Annotated in this window: 17 protein-coding genes; 14 read left to right on the forward strand and 3 right to left on the reverse strand. The window is 31.1% G+C overall.

Annotation, left to right across the window (positions count from 1 at the left end; all coding sequences use genetic code 11):
• Window positions 1-184 precede the first annotated feature (184 nt).
• The 12 genes from V8G69_RS00395 to V8G69_RS00450 all read left to right on the forward strand — a co-directional run bounded on the left by V8G69_RS00395 (window position 185) and on the right by V8G69_RS00450 (window position 10,508).
• The gene (locus V8G69_RS00395; RefSeq protein ID WP_394879677.1) at window positions 185-1,345 is read left to right on the forward strand and encodes a hypothetical protein; all 1,161 of its coding nucleotides are present in this window, start codon (window positions 185-187) and stop codon (window positions 1,343-1,345) included.
• 134 nt (window positions 1,346-1,479) lie between these two features.
• Window positions 1,480-1,848 (forward strand): hypothetical protein, encoded by a 369-nt coding sequence (locus V8G69_RS00400; protein WP_394879678.1) that lies wholly within the window; start codon window positions 1,480-1,482, stop codon window positions 1,846-1,848.
• A gap of 16 nt (window positions 1,849-1,864) precedes the next feature.
• The gene (locus V8G69_RS00405; RefSeq protein WP_394879679.1) at window positions 1,865-2,734 is read left to right on the forward strand and encodes a DUF5777 family beta-barrel protein; all 870 of its coding nucleotides are present in this window, start codon (window positions 1,865-1,867) and stop codon (window positions 2,732-2,734) included.
• 19 nt (window positions 2,735-2,753) lie between these two features.
• Window positions 2,754-3,023: a hypothetical protein gene (locus tag V8G69_RS00410; protein WP_394879680.1), complete on the forward strand. Its 270-nt coding sequence runs from the start codon at window positions 2,754-2,756 to the stop codon at window positions 3,021-3,023.
• Window positions 3,024-3,045: 22 nt separating this feature from the next.
• Window positions 3,046-4,023, forward strand: coding sequence for a 4Fe-4S dicluster domain-containing protein (locus V8G69_RS00415; RefSeq protein WP_394879681.1), 978 nt, complete (start codon window positions 3,046-3,048; stop codon window positions 4,021-4,023).
• Complete coding sequence (nrfD, locus tag V8G69_RS00420) at window positions 4,020-5,336, forward strand: NrfD/PsrC family molybdoenzyme membrane anchor subunit (protein WP_394879683.1); 1,317 nt, start codon at window positions 4,020-4,022, stop codon at window positions 5,334-5,336. Before V8G69_RS00415 ends, nrfD (V8G69_RS00420) begins: the two co-directional genes overlap by 4 nt.
• Entirely contained in the window at window positions 5,333-6,193 is an 861-nt protein-coding gene (locus V8G69_RS00425) for a hypothetical protein (protein ID WP_394879684.1), read from the forward strand. Before nrfD (V8G69_RS00420) ends, V8G69_RS00425 begins: the two co-directional genes overlap by 4 nt.
• 17 nt (window positions 6,194-6,210) lie before the next feature.
• Entirely contained in the window at window positions 6,211-6,609 is a 399-nt protein-coding gene (locus V8G69_RS00430) for a c-type cytochrome (protein ID WP_394879686.1), read from the forward strand.
• Window positions 6,610-6,848: 239 nt separating this feature from the next.
• Window positions 6,849-7,832 (forward strand): 4Fe-4S dicluster domain-containing protein, encoded by a 984-nt coding sequence (locus V8G69_RS00435; protein WP_394879687.1) that lies wholly within the window; start codon window positions 6,849-6,851, stop codon window positions 7,830-7,832.
• 18 nt (window positions 7,833-7,850) lie between these two features.
• Complete coding sequence (nrfD, locus tag V8G69_RS00440; protein WP_394879688.1) at window positions 7,851-9,188, forward strand: NrfD/PsrC family molybdoenzyme membrane anchor subunit; 1,338 nt, start codon at window positions 7,851-7,853, stop codon at window positions 9,186-9,188.
• 5 nt (window positions 9,189-9,193) lie between these two features.
• Complete coding sequence (locus V8G69_RS00445) at window positions 9,194-10,090, forward strand: hypothetical protein (RefSeq protein WP_394879689.1); 897 nt, start codon at window positions 9,194-9,196, stop codon at window positions 10,088-10,090.
• A 19-nt stretch (window positions 10,091-10,109) separates the two neighbouring features.
• Window positions 10,110-10,508 carry a c-type cytochrome gene (locus V8G69_RS00450; RefSeq protein WP_394879691.1) on the forward strand — a complete coding sequence of 133 codons (399 nt, stop codon included), beginning with the start codon at window positions 10,110-10,112 and terminating at the stop codon, window positions 10,506-10,508.
• Window positions 10,509-10,566: 58 nt separating this feature from the next.
• Here V8G69_RS00450 and nrfD (V8G69_RS00455) read toward each other — a convergent pair whose 3' ends face one another.
• Genes nrfD (V8G69_RS00455) through V8G69_RS00465 form a run of 3 tightly spaced genes read right to left on the reverse strand, consistent with a single transcriptional unit; the run spans window position 10,567 to window position 12,979 of the window.
• Window positions 10,567-11,763 carry an NrfD/PsrC family molybdoenzyme membrane anchor subunit gene (gene nrfD / locus V8G69_RS00455; protein WP_394879692.1) on the reverse strand — a complete coding sequence of 399 codons (1,197 nt, stop codon included), beginning with the start codon at window positions 11,761-11,763 and terminating at the stop codon, window positions 10,567-10,569.
• A 2-nt stretch (window positions 11,764-11,765) separates the two neighbouring features.
• Window positions 11,766-12,545 carry a 4Fe-4S dicluster domain-containing protein gene (locus V8G69_RS00460; RefSeq protein WP_394879693.1) on the reverse strand — a complete coding sequence of 260 codons (780 nt, stop codon included), beginning with the start codon at window positions 12,543-12,545 and terminating at the stop codon, window positions 11,766-11,768.
• Window positions 12,527-12,979: a hypothetical protein gene (locus V8G69_RS00465; protein ID WP_394879694.1), complete on the reverse strand. Its 453-nt coding sequence runs from the start codon at window positions 12,977-12,979 to the stop codon at window positions 12,527-12,529. The genes V8G69_RS00460 and V8G69_RS00465 overlap by 19 nt, the downstream gene beginning before the upstream one ends.
• 531 nt (window positions 12,980-13,510) lie before the next feature.
• Between V8G69_RS00465 and hemA the strand changes: the two genes are divergently transcribed.
• Both hemA and V8G69_RS00475 read left to right on the forward strand, forming a co-directional pair.
• Window positions 13,511-14,728 (forward strand): glutamyl-tRNA reductase, encoded by a 1,218-nt coding sequence (gene hemA, locus V8G69_RS00470; protein ID WP_394879695.1) that lies wholly within the window; start codon window positions 13,511-13,513, stop codon window positions 14,726-14,728.
• Between the two features lie 72 nt (window positions 14,729-14,800).
• A complete protein-coding gene (locus tag V8G69_RS00475) occupies window positions 14,801-15,859 on the forward strand; it encodes a lactonase family protein (protein WP_394879696.1) in 1,059 nt (352 codons plus the stop codon).
• Window positions 15,860-15,899: the final 40 nt, after the last annotated feature.

The following is a 15,899-nucleotide window of genomic DNA, read 5'->3' on the forward strand; positions in this document are numbered from 1 at the left end:
TTACTAATTATAAGCATTTAATTTTTTTAAATTTATCATCATTTATAAACAAAAAGTTCTTTAAAAATTGCTCTTTTTAAGTTTTTTTAAAATAAATTCATATATGACAAAAATCATATTTTGAGTAACATATGTTACATAATTTTACACCAAGATTTTAAATAAAATATCAAATACAGTTATTATGAAAAATTTCAAATTAATAATAAACTTGGTCATAGTAGCATCAAGTTTTATGTTTTTCCAATGTACCAGTGAGTATACTCCAATCGCAGGAGCAGACGGAAAAGATGGTGTTGACGGTGTAGACGGCGTTGATGGTTCTGATGCCAATGCCGCTCTTTGTATTTCATGTCACTCATCAACTCATCGTGACCCTATTATTAACGCTTATGCAACTTCTGGACACGCTACTGGAACTTCTTGGGCAAGAGGAACAAGTGCTGATTGCGCACAATGTCACAACAATGAAGGTCACATAGATTATTTGTCTGGTAATTTTTATCAAACAATCACAGACCCTTCAAGTCCTGATTTTGGTGATTTAATTCTAGACATTAACGGAGATCCTATTCCAATGCCAAATCCAAACGGGTATTTAGTTTCAAACCCAATTAATTGTACTGGATGTCATGATGCACACAGATCATTTGATTTTGAAAATGATGGAAATGATTATGCATTAAGAAACATCGATCCTGTTAAATTAGTTATTGACCCAACAGTATCTGTTGACTTAGCTAACGCAAATGATCCTTTAGGCTTAAGTAATGCTTGTGTGACTTGTCACCAACCTAGACCTAGTTATCCTGTTCCAACAGGTACTGAAGATGTAACTATAACAAGTTACAGATATGGACCTCACCATGGCCCACAATCTACCTTATTTGAAGGTATTATGGGCGCTAACATTGCAGGATCAACAGCTTATCCTGGAATTGGAGCTAATGGCGATTCAGGTCACAGAAAAGGTGCATCTTGTGTTGCTTGTCATATGGGAGAATCTACAGTTGCTACAGAAGGTGGACATACTTGGGCACCAAATGAAGAAGCATGTATTACTTGCCATACAAATGGCGCTCCTACAGAAGTAACCGGATTTACTACAGATTTTACAGCTTTACATAATTTATTGGTTGCCAAAGGATATATAGATGAAAGTGGATATATTTTAGGAGCAAGTGGAGCTCGTGCTAGCACTTCAAATCCTGGTGTTTATTCTGTAAAAGATGCACAAGTTATTTGGAACTATAAAACTTTAGAAGAAGATAAAAGTAATGGTGTGCATAACCCAAAATATGCAACTGCTTTACTTAAAAATTCACTTGAATACTTACAAAATTAATAGCTAGATATTTTAAAATAGCTCAGGAGGTAAAACTTCTGGGCTATTTAAAATCAAATCCTAGTATATTAAATAGCTAACAAAATTTCTATTAGAAATTTAAAGTTAAAAGTTCAAAATTAAAATAAAACAAAATGAAAAAACTATTAAAAATAGTTCTCGTTAGCAGTATAACTTTGTTGTTTTTTTCATGTTATTACGATGAATTTCCTGAAGAAGTTGAAGTAGTGATTCCACCAGATACCGTTATTTCTTTTGCAGATGACATTACACCAATATTTGTTACTTACAATTGTACTCAATGCCACAACACTGGCGGACAAAGTCCAAATTTAACTGCAGGTAGTGAATATGCCGCACTGGTTCCAGCTTATGTATCAGCAGGCAATTCTAGCGGTAGTAGATTATACACTCAATTAGCAGTTAATGGACACAGAAATGTTGATGCAAATTCTCTTGCATTAATTAAAAAGTGGATTGATGACGGTGCAGAAAACAACTAATTTAAAGACGTTACAAATGAAAAATTATAAAATATTACTGTTTACTTTCTTAATTGTTCCAATAATTGGTTTTTCACAAAAAACTAAGGATTCAATTGTAGATAAACCGGAACGTCCTGCGTTTGAAAGTTCAAGCCTTGTTGACAATCAAACTAACGTGTTATTTAATAAAAACACCTTAGAAGTTATGATGCAACATAGATTTGGTTTAATAGATGAAGAAAATTCATTAGCTGGTATTTATGGAGCAAATTCAAACATTAGAATTGCATTATCATACTCAATTTTAGATTGGGTAACTGTAGGTTATGGAATTACTAAAAAGAATAGAATTAGCGATTTCAACTTAAAAGTTGGTCTTTTAAATCAAACCCGTTCAGGGCGCATTCCTTTAAGTGTTACTTATTTTGGAAACGTAGGAATAGATGGTCGTTCGGGAGAAGCCAATGATGGCGTTTTTCTAACAAAACAAGATAGATATTCTTATTTCCACCAATTAATCATTGCTAAAAGATTCAGTCCTAACTTTTCTTTTCAAATAGCACCAAGTTTAGCTCACTACAATGCTGTAGATTATGGAACTGAAAATGATCGTATTTCAATAGCTTTTGGGGGACGATATAAAATAAGTCCACAAACTTCAATTATATTAGATTATAGTCAGCCAATAACTAGCTTTGAAGATGATCCTACTACAGGACTTAGTTATGACAATCCTGGAATTAGTATAGGTGCAGAGTTTTCAACATCTGCCCATGCGTTCCAAATTTTCTTAACAAACTACAATGGAATCGTTCCACAAATGAATGCCATGAAGAATACCAATGATTTTTTTCATAAAGGAATGTTAATTGGATTCAACATAACAAGAAGATATAATTTCTAACCTAATAAATAATAAATTCATGAAAGACCAACCATCTGGAAACGAAAAAAAAATATCAAGAAGAAGTATTTTACCAATACTAGGAAGTGGATTTCTAATTCCCTTCCTAGGTTTTGGAAAAAATGAAGATAATGAAACTTCATCGCCTCAAGATGAAGAATACCAAACATTATTGAAACCAGACGGAACTACCGTAAAGGTTAAAGTAAGTGCATTAAAAAAGTCGAAAGTAGTTAAGAAAAACGTATCAAACTCTTCATTTCTTAATTGGCTTGACAAAAAATTATAATCCTTATTAACCAACAATAAATATGGAAGAAAAAAATAATGAATCAAGACGTAATTTTCTTGATAAGGGCATCAAATTGGGGTTAGCTGCCGCCGTTGGTGGATTAGCCATTTCAAAAATTTCCAAGTTAAGTGCAAAATCCAGTAATAGTACTGGTGAATTTGTAGAATTAATGACTACAGACGGCACTTTAATTCAGGTAGATTCATCTGAAATTGTGGAAGTTGAACACACACACGACACAGATCCAAAGTATAACGTTAGAGAAGGCATGCCTAACAGAAAATTTGTTATGGTTATTGACTTGGCTAAATGTAAAAATGCTTTAAAATGTCAGAGTGCTTGTAACAAACACCATTACATAACAGGTGATCATGCATGGCTTAAGGTTTATAAAATGCAAGAAGATGAAGATACAGCTCCTTATTGGATGCCAACTACCTGTATGCATTGTGACCACCCTGCCTGTGTTACTGTATGTCCTGTTGACGCTACATTTAAACGTAGAGATGGACTTGTTTTAATTGATAATGAGCGTTGTATAGGATGTCGTTTTTGTATGGCGGCTTGCCCATATTCAACTCGGGTATTCAATTGGGATGATCCAGACCAAGGTGACATGAGTATGGATATGCATATGGAAGGAGAAACTCATTACTCTCCAGAATTTGCAGGTTTACCAAGTGTTAAAGGTACTGTAGATAAATGTGATTTTTGTCCTCACGCCATTGACAAAGGAGAACTTCCTCATTGTGTTACTGCATGTCCAAACGGCGTATTTTATTTTGGTGACAAATATGAAGATACTGTTACAAATGGAGATGAAACACTTCGATTAAGTAAATTATTGAAAGATAAAGATGGTTATAGACTTATGGAAGGTCTAGGAACAAAACCGAGTGTTTATTACTTACCTCCAGTAAACAGATTAGTAAATTTTGAAGAAGGTTTAGAAAATTATACAGAATTCAGATCTGTTGAAAACGAAGAAGAATCATGAAAAATTACGATGCATTACTTAATGATTTAGCACCACAAAAATTTGGAAAAAAAGGTGTTATTTGGACTACCGCATTAATAGTCGTAATTATAGCTGGTATTATTGCTTATATTGATCAAGTTATAAAAGGTCAAGTTGTAACCAATATGAGTGATTATGCTTTATGGGGTGTTTATATTTCAAACTTTGTGTTTTTTGTTGCAACAAGTTTTGTTAGTACAATTACAGTAGCCGTTTTAAGACTTACAAATAATGCTTGGAGAACTCCTATTGTTAGAATTGCAGAAATTATATCTGTTGCAGCTATTATCATGGCTGGACTGACCATTATGATTGACATGGGTAGACCAGACCGATTGATGAATTTATTTATTTATGGTCGAATGCAATCACCAATTATTTGGGATGTTATAATAATACCAACATTTATGGCCATAGCGCTATTATTATTATTTTATCCATTAATTCCTGATTTTGCACTTCTTAAAGAATATTTCAAAGATAAACAACCTAAACTCAGCAAATGGTATGGAAATTTGTCCTTGAATTGGACAGGAAGTGAAAAACAAAAATCTATTCATATTAAAGCCATCCATTTAATTTCTATTCTAATTATTCCAGCGGGGTTTATGTTGCAAACCGTAGACGCATGGTTATTTTCAACCCTATTTAGGGTTGGTTGGGATAGTACAAATATGGGTGCGTACTTTATTTCAGGAGCTGCTGTTGCTGGCATAGGCGCTTTGGTTGCTGTTGTTTATATAATTAGAAGAGCTTACCATTTAGAAAACTACATAACTGAATTTCATTTTGATAAATTAGGTAAATTTTTAGCTTTGGCATGTTTGCTTTACCTGTATTTTAATATTAATGAATATTTAATACCTGAATTTACTTCTAAAAAAGAAGAAATAACACATTTAAATGTATTGGTTACAGGTGAGTATGCTCCATTGTTTTGGTTTGTTATTGTTGGTGGTTTAATAATTCCAATAATCGTTTTGTTTTTCAAAAAAGGAAGAAAACCTCTTTCTATGTTTTTAATTGGTTTACTAGTTGTTTTAGGTTCTTGGTGGAAACGTTACTTAATTGTAACTCCAACGCTTTTACATCCATTCTTACCAATTCAAGGAGTTCCAGAAGCTTGGCATCATTACTTTCCTAGTGTACACGAATGGTTAATCACCTTTGCTACATTAGCTATGTGTTTACTGATTATAACAATATTAGTTAGGTACTTACCTGTTATACCAATTCAAAGAACATTTGATGAGCAAGAAGAATTAGAATTAAACAAAAACACTAAATCATGAAAAATAAATTTATAGCACACCAAATTTTTCTTGTTGTATTAAGTGTTTTTTTATGCACTTCTGGTTTTGCTCAAAAAGCAAAAAAAGACAAGATTAGATTAAAAGCAGAGTATGTTAAAATAATGAATGCAGAAATTTATTTTGACATAAAAGCCACCTCAAAAGTAGATAATCAAAATATTGATGTTTCAAATATAGAGTTAACACTTTATAACAATGTTGTAGACGATCAAATCGAATTAGGTAAAACCAAAACCAATATGAATGGTGAAAGCAAATTTATCCTAAAAGATATAAATGCCATAAAACCTGATTCAACAAATATTTATAATATAGAAATTTCGTTTGATGGAAACGATGCTTTTTCTAGAGTTTCAAAAACCATTAGCTTTAAAAATGCTAATATTGAAGCAAAGTTAATTACAAAAGATAGTATTAATTATATAACAGCAACCCTAATAGATAAGTCTACAGACAGTGTGGTTAGTGATGCACTACTAAGAGTGCAAGTGCAACGATTATTCAGACCCTTAAGAATTGGTGAAGAATTTAATAGCACTGATGAAACTGGCACTATTATTGTACCTATTGAAGAAGGAATACCTGGTGTAGATGGAAAGTTAACATTTGAAGTTGTTCTTAAAGACAGTGATGACTTTGGAACAGTGAAAGCCTTAGTTAATGCTCCAATTGGTGTACCAATAGTTGAAGAATCAACTTTTGATGAAAGAACCATGTGGTCTCCAAGAAACAAAACACCTTTATTCCTACTAATATTTCCTAATTTAATAATTTTAGGGATTTGGGGTATAATTATATATTTAATATTAAATTTAATCAAGTTAAAAAAATCGTAATTTAAAAAGTAAAAAAAATGAAAACAATTAAAATTTTTACAATCGTAGGAATATTTTCTTTTATATTCTTCTCTTTCACCACTATTATGCAGGACAAATGGGTTGTTCCAGCAAAATATGTCAGCATGAAAAACCCTGTACCAGCAAAACAAGATGCAGCGATTGGTAAATCATTATATGAAAAACATTGCAAATCTTGCCATGGTAAAGAAGGTTATGGTGACGGTCCAAAAGCAGCAGAAATGAAAGGCGATCTTGGAGATTTCTCAACTGCAGAATTCCAAAAACAAACTGATGGAGAATTATTTTACAAAACAACTTTTGGTAGAAATGATATGCCTGAGTTTGCTAAAAAAGTAGCAGATGATGAAGACAGATGGTTAATAGTAAACTACATGAGAACTTTAAAAGAGTAATCTTTATAACTAATTCTATAAAAAAGGCCGAACTTATTGTTCGGCCTTTTTTTTTAATAAACTTTAAAAAACATTCAAAAAATAACTACAATTTTATGTAACAATTGTTACTAACTTTATCATTATTTTTTTGTAAAAAATATTTAATCCACATGACTTTTGTCATAGGATAACCTAGTGTAGGTGCATACATTTATTATAGATTTTAGCATATAAACTAGCTCTATATTTTTTACATTATGAATAATAACAACTCTGAAAAAGATAGTACCAACAATAGACGGAAATTCTTGAAATTAGGGTTAATGTCAAGCGTAACGGCATTAGCAGGTACTACATTAATTAAAAACATTGCTTCAGAAGAAGAAAAACCGTCAGGAGAAAAAATAAGACTTCTAACACCAGACGGAAAAATGGTAGAAGTTGATGCCACAAATATTAATAAATATCCTGAGGCTCTTGTGACTCCTGCCGAATCAAGAATAGGAATTCCAAATAGGAAATTTGTAATGGTTATAGATTTGGCTAAGTGCAAAAACGCAAGAAAATGTGTTGAAAGCTGCCAAAAAGCACATCAATTGGATCATAATCAGGAGTTTTTAAAAATCCAACTAATTCAAGACAATGAAAATGTTGCTCCTCACTGGATGCCAAAACCTTGCTTTCACTGTGATGAACCACCATGCGTAACCGTATGCCCTACTGGTGCTACTTTTAAACGTGACGACGGTATTGTATTGATAGACAATCAGCGTTGTATAGGATGCAAATTCTGTATTACAAGTTGTCCTTATTCTGCACGTATTTTTAATTGGGGTCACAAAGATAAGTTTGACAATAAAGACATCCCTTATTCTCCAGAAACTCAAGTTCCAGCAGCAGAAGGCACCGTGATGAAATGTGATTTCTGTCCAGACTTATTAAGACAAGGCAAACTTCCACATTGCGCACAAGCTTGTCCAATGGGAGTCATATATTTTGGAGACAAAAATGAGGATATTGTAACTAATGGAGAAGAAACAGTTAGTTTTTCTGAACTAATTAATAATCGCGGTGGTTATCGACATTTAGAACATTTAGGAACAAAACCTAACGTGTATTATTTACCAGCAGTAAACAGACAAGTTCCATTAGAAGATGGTTTCAATGTTGATGAAGATATCATTGATAGATACCTAAATGTCCCATACGTTAAAAATTTAAAAGAACAAGGCAAAATTTAACCTTAACAACTCTTAATTATGGATACAAATAGTAGAAAAAAAGAATTGGTTAAAGAATTTTCGCCAATGATAGAGAAATCAAGTTTCTTCTCAAATGTTTGGATATTAATATTAATTGCAATAATTGCCGTTGGTTTATATGCCTTTTATTTACAATTAATCAATGGTCATGAAATTACAGGGATGAGAGATAATGTTGTTTGGGGTGTATATATCATCAATTTTATCTTTTTTGTAGGGTTGAGTTATTCCGGAGCATTTATTTCTGGAATTTTACATTTTTTTAAAACTCCTTGGAAAAATTCTGTTACAAGAATAGTTGAAATTATGACTGTTCTTTCAATAGTGATTGGCCCTATATTTATTTTATTATGTATTGGAAGACTAGACAGAATATATTATCTGTTTATGTACCCAAGAATACAGTCTCCAATAACCTGGGATATTATAGCAATTATCACAGACCTTGTAGGATGTTTTATATACTTGTATTTTACATTCATCCCTGATTTTGCTATTTTAAGAGATAGCCCTAATTTAAAGATTCCTAAATGGAGAAAAAAATTATACAAATTTTTAGCAATTAATTACCAGGATACAACTGAACAACGTAAAAGACTGCATAAAATAACTAGTATCATGTCTAAAATGGTCATTGCAATGGCTATTGTAGCATACACCGTTCTTGCTTGGATTTTTAGTTTAACATTACAACCTGGTTGGAATAGCACCATTTTTGCACCCGATTTTATTTTTTCAGGTTTGTATTCAGGAGTAGGGGTTATAATCATAGCCATGTATTTCATTAGAAGGTATTATAAACTAGAAAAATACATTATTCAGTCACATTTTGTAATGGCTGGGTATGTTTTACTAGTGTTATCCTTACTATTCGGGTATTTTACATTTAGTGATTACTTCGCAAAATGGTTCAGCCATAAACCAGCTGATGTAAATTTATTAAACACTTTATTCGGTCACTATTTCTGGCAATTCATTTTCGCCAATTATATTGGTGTTATACTTCCTTTAATCATTTTATCAATAAAAAAAATAAGGACTATAAAGTCTATTTCATTTGCAGCAGTAATAGCTGTTTCAGGATTATGGCTAAACAGATATTTAGTAGTAGTACCAACTTTAGAAACCCCTTACATACCAATTCAAGACACAAGACCAGAATTCATTCATTACAATGCTACTTGGATAGAATGGGCATTAAGTTTTACTGGTATAGCAGCTTTCCTGTTATTCTTTCTTTTAATAATGAGATTTGTTCCAGTCATCTCTATGTCTGAAATTATTAATCATGAAAGAGAAACAAAAACTAAAGAAGATGCATCAATTAAAAATTAAACAATATGGGAACTAAAATAATTCAGTTTTTAGTAATTACATTAGCTATAGGACTTTTAATGAATATTAAAAGTTTTGCTCAAGAAAATGATTTAAAAAATTATAAAGTTCGCTTTAGTTTAAACAACATTAAGCAACCTGATAATTCGCGTATTTTAGAAACAAGCTTCATTGCAACCAACAAGAAGGATCGAAAAGACAGAGTTCCCGTTTTTGATGCCGCTATTAATTTTTTTAATGTAGCAGATGATAAAGAAATACTTTTAGGAACAGCAAAAACCGATAAAGAAGGTACTGCCCAATTAACAGTGCCAGCTAATCAAAAATATATTACGGACTCTGAAGGGTACATAAATTTAAAAGCTGTTTTTGACGGAACTGATGGTTTAGATTATGAAGAAGCAGAATTAGCAGTTAGAGATGTTATCCTTGAGCTAAACCTAGAGGAAATTGATAGTGTAAAAACAGTTTTATTAAATGCTTACACCTTAGATAGCTTAAACACAAAAATACCACTTGAAGAAACAGAAATAAAATTCTCTATTCCTGGATTTATTTCAAACAGACCAATACAACAAGGCACTATTGAGAATGGTGAATTTCAATTTGAATTTCCTGAAAATATCTTTGGAGACATAAACGGAAATGTAGATGTTATCGCTTCTATTTTAGACAATGATGAATTTGGTAATGTTATTCAGAAAAAAAACATCCATTGGGGAATCAATAAAAAAATAGAAACAGAGTCTTATAAACTTTGGTCGAAAGTAGCTCCTATCTGGATGTATGTTGTCCTTTCAATTTTATTATTGGGCGTTTGGGCTAATTATGCTTACAGCATAATAAACTTATTCAAAATAAAAAAAGAGGGCGCAGAACTTAATGCTAAAATTAAAAAATAAACATCAAAATTAATTAATAATGAAAACACTTAAACTAATAATGATTATTGGAGTTATAAGTATTGCACTTGTAGCTTTTACAAAAGTAGAACAAGACAAATGGGTAGTTCCTGCAAAGTATAAAACCATGAAGAACCCAACAGACCCTAAAGCTGATGTATCAACCAGTAAGGCTCTATACGACAAACACTGTAAATCATGTCATGGAAAAGAAGGTTATGGAGATGGAACGAAATCTGCTGGATTAAAAGGTGACTTAGGTGATTTTTCATCTGAAGAATTCCAAAATCAAACTGATGGCGAATTATTTTATAAAACTACTTTTGGTAGAGATGACATGCCAGAATACACTAAAAAAATACCTGATGATGAAGACAGATGGTTAATTGTTAACTATATGAGAAGTTTAAAAGAATAGTACTAAACGTTTTTAAATAATAAAAAAAAAGCCGAACAAAATGTTCGGCTTTTTTTTATTATTTAAGTTCGTCTATCTTTTTCCAAGGAGGCATTAACCATAATAAAAAGGTTAAAATAATGAGAGGTAGTATTAGCCAAACTGATGCCATAAAATAGCCTTCTAAACCAGAATAAACAGCTCTAAAGGATGTAAAACCACTTAAGCTTTTAGAAAACAATTGACCACCAATTACAACATTCCATCTCATAAAGAAAATACCAATAAGAACAAATATTCCTACAAAAAGATAAACTGCTTTTCTAATTTTTTCAGCTGGTTTATAAAATTGAAATATTCCTAAAAAGAATAAAGGCATTATCGTTCCTAAACCAATTTGCATTATAAATAGCGTAAGGTTAAGTTTACCACTAACTAATACTTTAATAATATCAAAAGATTCTTCAGCCTCATAAATTCGATGGATTTGATCCAAGGATTCTAAGGTGAAATCTATTATCAAAATAAACAGTAAGTATCTGGCTATGGTATCTAAACATTTCATGTCAATTTTCACTCTCCTTATCCAACTAACTATCATATAAATAACCATTACCAAAGCTATTCCAGATACCATTGCTGAAAACAAAAATATAATTGGCATTAATACTGTTGACCACCAAGGATTAGCCTTTATAGAGCCAAAAATAAAACCTACATAGCCGTGAAGCAAAAAGGCTGATGGAATTCCTATTACAGTAATAAAGTAACCTAATCTATCATCTAATTTTACTGATTTGGCATCAGTTTCATTAATTCCAAGGGTTATTATTTTATAAAAATATTTTTTGAAACCTTTGCTTGTTTTAGACCAAATAACAAAATCTCTTCTATAATCAAACCAAATTTCTAATAATAAAACCACCATTAAGTACCATAAATACACAAATCCAAAAATGGCCATTGCCGAGGTTGAGTTTGGTGTCATAAAAATTTCATAAGCCCTGAGAGGGTGTTGTAAATGACTTACTAAAGGCATGGTTGCTACCAATAAAAAAGCTAATGCCGTTAATAGAGCTAACCCATAAGTAGGTTTTAATACTTTAACATGAAAAACGCGCTCCAGTGATGCTAAAATAAAAGCTCCTGCAACCAATCCGGTAATGTACGGATACAATACAATCATTAATCCCCAATGCAAGTCTATTTCATTAGGATAAATATATCCATCAACTTGTGATAAGGCTTCGTATAAATGTTGAAAATGCTCTTCCATAATTATCTAACTTCTGAACTTAATCCGTTATAAAAAACTCTTGGCTTTGTATTTAAATGAGGCTTTAAAACCTCGGTTGGATTTTTTTGCAAAAACTTAACTAAGTCACTTTTTTTGTCTCTTAAATTTCCAAAAACCCTTGCATTAGTTGGGCAAACCTCTACACAAGCAGGCTCCAAACCTTTGCTAATTCTGTGATAACAGAATGTACACTTATCGGCAACTTTAGTAACCGGATTCATAAATCTAGCGCCATAAGGACATGCCTGAATACAATAACTACAACCAATACAGTAGGTTTCATCTACCAAAACAACACCTTCTGGACTGATAAAAGTAGCACCTACTGGACAAGCTTGTACACAAGGGGCATCGGTACAGTGATTACATAATTTAGGCACCATAAAAGACTTAAAAATATCCTCATCCGGCACTGATTGTTTTAAACCTCCAATGCCCCCATTAGGTGATTCTATTTTAACTTCTCCATCTTTTTTTACTGTGTATTGCTCAACCCATGTTCTAAAATAGAAAGGTTCTTTTGGCACATTATTCTCAATCTTACAAGCTTCCGAACATTTTCCACAACCAATGCATTTCTCTATATCAACACCCATTCCCCATAATGGTTTGATAGCTTTATCATCGCTTTTATCTTCAACTTTTGATTGTCCTAAAAGCTCAAAAGGTTTCACAATTGAAAATGCAATAGTTCCACCAATAAAAGCTGCTGAAGTTTTAAAAAAATTCCTTCTATTATTGTTTATTCTTTTAGTTCCCATGGCGCGTGTGGATTATGACATTCAATACAGTTTTGATCTCCTTTGTGTTCCTTAATATCAAAATTTGGAAAACCTATAGCTTCTCTTGCAGCATTCTTTGTATGACATTGTGCACAAAATTCAATGGTTCCTTCAACTTTTGGTGGATTTACTTTACAATCTGTATTTGCATCAATTTTTGGAGGATGGCAAGTTTCGCAACTTATTTCAGAATGTACATCTGTATTTATTAAATCATCAAGATCTTGATGACATGAAATGCATTTTTCATCTCCTTTAAAATAAAGTGTTCTTCCTTTATTGTCCTCAATGGAATTAGCTCTATAATGGCCGTAATCACCAAACGAAATAGGTATCACTAATTGCCTTATTACTATAAAAATGGTAACAAAAACGATGAAAGAAAGTAATAATCGAAAAATAATTTTTGGCATGTCTTAAAAATTTAGTCCTCGTTGAAATAAAACATAAATCTATAGGAGGTATTTATAGACTGTTTTCAACTATATAAATTAAAGTGGCCATTGTTAGGCTAAACAAACCCTTTGAATAAGAGTACATATTTATTAATTGCCATTCTTAAGAATATTTTCAGAAAAACCTTTTAAGAACAACAATAATAAAACCCGTCAAAAATGTATAACACATGTAAATGCTATAATTCCATTTATAAGAATTAATAAAATAACATTACAAACTGGGCAAAAATTTGGAAGGATATTTATAATGAATTATTTCAAACATATCTAATTTTATACAAATATCATATGACAAAAGTCATAAAATGAAAAATAAACAGATTCTTAAATTGAGCTTTAATTTCTTCACTTTTTTAAAAATCTCTTAATGTAACATATGTTACAAAATATGATAAAAGTCATTATCTATCTAATGTTCTGTAACTACCTTTGACATTATATCTATTTAGTTATATAATTTTTAAAGACTTTAGAGTTAAGCTACTTATGAATAAAACATTGCGCTATATAAGTGTTTCCCATAAAACGGCAAATACTGAACAACGAGAAAAATATCATATTTCAGAAGAAGAAAAAAAACAATTAACTCAACTTATTTGTGAAGCTTTTAAAGATATTTCAGGTTTGTTTATTTTGGCTACTTGCAACAGATCAGAGATTTATTTTGAATCTATTACCACATCAACAAACTCAATAATAGATTATTTAATTGAGTTTAAAGCCATAAAAAACTCACCAACTGAAAAAGAAATCTTTCAATTAAGCAATGATACCAAAAGCAGTATAAAACATTTATTGGAAGTTTCATCTGGTTTAGAATCGCTCGTTTTTGGCGATGCTGAAATTATATCTCAAATAAAAAAGGCACATCAATTTTCAATGGCTCATCAACTACAAGGTTCATTGTTAGAGCGTGCTTTACAAGCAGTTTTTAAAACACACAAAAGAATTAGCAACGAAACAGATTTTAGAGACGGAACTACTTCTGTAGCTTATAAATCATTAAAAGTTATAAGACAAACATTTGATAGAGATACTGTAAAATCGAAAAAAATATTGTTTGTTGGAGCCGGCGACATTGTAAAACAATTGTTTAAATATAATTCGAAATTTAATTTCAATAATATATTTATTGGAAATCGCAGTTTAGAAAAAGCCATAATCTTAGCACAAAATAATCAATGTAAAACCTATGCATGGGAAAACATTTTAAATAATACTTTTGATGATTTTGATGTGATTATCAGTGCTGCAAGTAATTGCCCGAATTTGATTAAAAATATACCTCAATCAAATAAAAAAACATTACTGATTGATCTAGCTGTACCGTGTAACATCGACAAAAAATTAGCCAATCAAAATCATATTGTTTTTCATGATTTAGATTCAATTTCGGTAGAACTTGAAGAAACTAAAGAGCACCGATTGGCTGCAACAGATGAAGTTTATTTGATTATTTCAGAAGAAATTGATGCTTATAATGAATGGCTTCAAGGTGCATCATTAAGAGCTCTTTTAGCAGAGTTTAAAATAACAATAAGCAATAAGGTTAAAACACGTTTTGAAAATACCATAGAAGATTCTCAAGTAACTATGGTAACCAATCAAGTGATGAAAAAAATAATGATTAAAAACAAAATTTCAATAACCTCAAAAGATATAGACAACTTAATTTCAAATGAAATTTCTATGTTGAAAAATTAAATAGGTCACAAGCTTATTTAGATAAAAAATAGTTTAAAATATCATACTTTTATAACTTAAATAAACCATGATATGAATTTTAAACTATTTTTTTTATGCCTTATGGTAAGCCAATTTAATACTAAAGCTCAAAATATACCAATGTACATTGGAACCTATACCGATGGCAATAGCGAAGGCATTTACAGAATTCAATTTAACATAAATACAGGAGAACTTAGCAATTTACAATTTGCAGCGTCTAGTGAAAGCCCTTCGTTTATTACTTTTTCACGTAATAAACAATATTTGTATGCTGTAAACGAAAGCAGTGGAAGTGTTTCTTCTTTTAAGACTGAAAAAAATGGCTTGCTAAAATTTTTAAATAAAGTAAGCAGTAATGGTGACTGGCCTTGTCATGTATCTTTAAATAAATTGGGGAATAAAGCGGCTGTGTCAAATTATGGCGGTGGTTCTGTTTCTATTTACAACATTTCAAGAGACGGAAAACTTAGTGAGGCATCTCAAATTTTTGAGTACAATTCACCTGACAGAAAATCTCATGCTCATTCTGCACAGTTTTTTAATGACGACCTATTTGTTTCAGATTTAGGAATGAATTCTGTTTATCAATACAAATTAAAAAATAACAATTATGAACTTGTATCGCCCAATATTGTTGAAATGCCGAATAATCCTGGGCCAAGGCATTTTTCTTTAACAAAAAACGGTCAATTTATATATATAATCAATGAATATGGCAATTCTGTTACTTCGGTTAAAAAAACAGAAAATGGTTTTGAGCAAATTGATTATGATTCAACTTTAAGCGAAGATTATAAAGGTTCTAATGCTTGTGCTGAAATTCAGTTATCAAAGAATGAACTTTATTTATATGGATCAAACAGAGGTGAAAATTCAATAGTGGTTTTTAAAAGAAATAAACTTGATGGCACCATTGAAAAAATCCAGTCAATTTCAGTTCATGGTGATTGGCCAAGAAATTTCACTATAGATCCAACTGGAAAATTCTTATTGGTAGCCAATCAAAAAAGTGATAATATTTCTGTTTTTAAAATAAATCCAAAAACAGGAATGCTATCATTTTTAAACTCAGTTATAGCCCCTACTCCTGTATGTTTACTATTCTAAAAATCAAATCTTTTACACACAAATTTTCGTTATAAAAAAA

Source organism: Gaetbulibacter sp. M235, from assembly GCF_043876835.1.
Lineage (GTDB): Bacteria > Bacteroidota > Bacteroidia > Flavobacteriales > Flavobacteriaceae > Yeosuana.